Source organism: Variovorax sp. GW822-FHT04E09, assembly GCF_058800845.1.
This window is the reverse complement of record NZ_JBXAMR010000019.1, coordinates 1-2,500: the sequence shown is the minus strand read 5'-3', so window position 1 is coordinate 2,500 and position 2,500 is coordinate 1. Positions and strand designations below refer to the sequence as shown.

Below are 2,500 nucleotides of genomic sequence, written 5' to 3'. Positions count from 1 at the left end.
CAGCCATCATTTAAAGAAAGCGTAATAGCTCACTGATCGAGTCGTCCTGCGCGGAAGATGTAACGGGGCTAAGCCAGTTACCGAAGCTGCGGATTTGCAATTTATTGCAAGTGGTAGGAGAGCGTTCTGTAAGCCTGTGAAGGTGCGTTGTAAAGCGTGCTGGAGGTATCAGAAGTGCGAATGCTGACATGAGTAGCGTTAAAGGGGGTGAAAAGCCCCCTCGCCGTAAGCGCAAGGTTTTCTACGCAACGTTCATCGGCGTAGAGTGAGTCGGCCCCTAAGGCGAGGCAGAGATGCGTAGCTGATGGGAAACAGGTCAATATTCCTGTACCGATTGTTAGTGCGATGTGGGGACGGATCTTAATAGGTCATCCAGTTATTGGATTATTCTGGTTTAGTTGGATGTAGGCGTGCATTAGGCAAATCCGGTGCACATATACCGAGGCCAACGATCGAGCGGACTTGTCCGTGAAGTGACTGAACGAGGTTCCAGGAAAAGCCACTAAGCTTCAGCTAACAACGACCGTACCGCAAACCGACACTGGTGCGCGAGATGAGTATTCTAAGGCGCTTGAGAGAACTCAGGAGAAGGAACTCGGCAAATTGACACCGTAACTTCGGAAGAAGGTGTGCCCTATTAGTGTGTAGTGAACAACGAAGCATGAATGGGTTGCAAAAAATCGGTGGCTGCGACTGTTTATTAAAAACACAGCACTCTGCAAACACGAAAGTGGACGTATAGGGTGTGACGCCTGCCCGGTGCTGGAAGATTAAATGATGGGGTGCAAGCTCTTGATTGAAGTCCCAGTAAACGGCGGCCGTAACTATAACGGTCCTAAGGTAGCGAAATTCCTTGTCGGGTAAGTTCCGACCTGCACGAATGGCGTAACGATGGCCACACTGTCTCCTCCTGAGACTCAGCGAAGTTGAAATGTTTGTGATGATGCAATCTCCCCGCGGAAAGACGGAAAGACCCCATGAACCTTTACTGTAGCTTTGTATTGGACTTTGAACAGATCTGTGTAGGATAGGTGGGAGGCTTTGAAGCAGGGTCGCTAGATCTTGTGGAGCCAACGTTGAAATACCACCCTGGTGTGTTTGAGGTTCTAACCTAGGTCCATTATCTGGATCGGGGACAGTGCATGGTAGGCAGTTTGACTGGGGCGGTCTCCTCCCAAAGCGTAACGGAGGAGTTCGAAGGTACGCTAGTTACGGTCGGACATCGTGACGATAGTGCAATGGCATAAGCGTGCTTAACTGCGAGACTGACAAGTCGAGCAGATGCGAAAGCAGGACATAGTGATCCGGTGGTTCTGTATGGAAGGGCCATCGCTCAACGGATAAAAGGTACTCTGGGGATAACAGGCTGATACCGCCCAAGAGTTCATATCGACGGCGGTGTTTGGCACCTCGATGTCGGCTCATCTCATCCTGGGGCTGTAGCCGGTCCCAAGGGTATGGCTGTTCGCCATTTAAAGAGGTACGTGAGCTGGGTTTAAAACGTCGTGAGACAGTTTGGTCCCTATCTTCCGTGGGCGCTGCAGATTTGAGGAAGCCTGCTCCTAGTACGAGAGGACCGGAGTGGACACACCTCTGGTGTATCGGTTGTCACGCCAGTGGCATTGCCGAGTAGCTAAGTGTGGAAGAGATAACCGCTGAAAGCATCTAAGCGGGAAACTCGTTTCAAGATGAGATCTGCCGGGGCCTTGAGCCCCCTAAAGAGTCGTTCAAGACCAGGACGTTGATAGGTCAGGTGTGGAAGCGCAGTAATGCGTTAAGCTAACTGATACTAATTGCTCGTGCGGCTTGACCCTATAACTTTGATCAATCTGATCAAGGTGTTATGCCAAGTTGACGCATTCAAAATAATTCGCCAAAAGCTGATTCCAAACTCTATGAATTCGTTTGATTGATCGTGTGATCAGTCAGACAACCCTTTATGCCTGATGACCATAGCGAGTTGGTACCACTCCTTCCCATCCCGAACAGGACAGTGAAACGACTCAGCGCCGATGATAGTGCGGGTTCCCGTGTGAAAGTAGGTCATCGTCAGGCTCTTACAGCCCAGAAAACCCCAGTCAGAAATGGCTGGGGTTTTTTGCTTTGCGCAATGCAAAGACCAAACGCATAAAAAGCGCTGACTCGAAAGAATCAGCGCTTTTTTATTGGAGCAAACAACCGTCAATCAGGCGTTGCGAACTCCCAAAGCATCGGATTGCGCCGCACCGACCGAAATCAGCTCTGCCAACAAGTCTCCCGTCAGAGCCTCCAACGACTCATCGGCAAAGAATCGAGCCCGGATCAGCTCGAAATAGGGCGTTCCAGCAAGCCACGCATCCCACTCAGCGTGTGGCACCGCGTGCAGCTCCAGCAGCTTGAACTTCATCAGCACCTTCATCGCGTGACGCGCGTGCTTCACCGGGTCGCGCTGCAAGCCAGACAGTCGCTTGCGCGCCGTATGCAAGGCGCGCTCGACATCGGCGAAAACGCCGCCATGCCC

2 rRNA genes and 1 pseudogene (1 of these 3 cut by a window edge) are annotated in these 2,500 nt (G+C 51.6%); 2 read left to right on the top strand and 1 reads right to left on the bottom strand.

The window, feature by feature from the left end:
• Nucleotides 1-1,814 (top strand): 23S ribosomal RNA (locus tag AC1RL8_RS31190) (it extends 1,060 nt beyond the left edge of the window).
• A gap of 128 nt (nucleotides 1,815-1,942) precedes the next feature.
• Nucleotides 1,943-2,055: ribosomal RNA gene (gene rrf / locus AC1RL8_RS31185) — 5S ribosomal RNA — on the top strand.
• Between the two features lie 130 nt (nucleotides 2,056-2,185).
• Here rrf and AC1RL8_RS31180 read toward each other — a convergent pair.
• Nucleotides 2,186-2,500: pseudogene (locus AC1RL8_RS31180) on the bottom strand (MBL fold metallo-hydrolase); the annotation flags it as partial.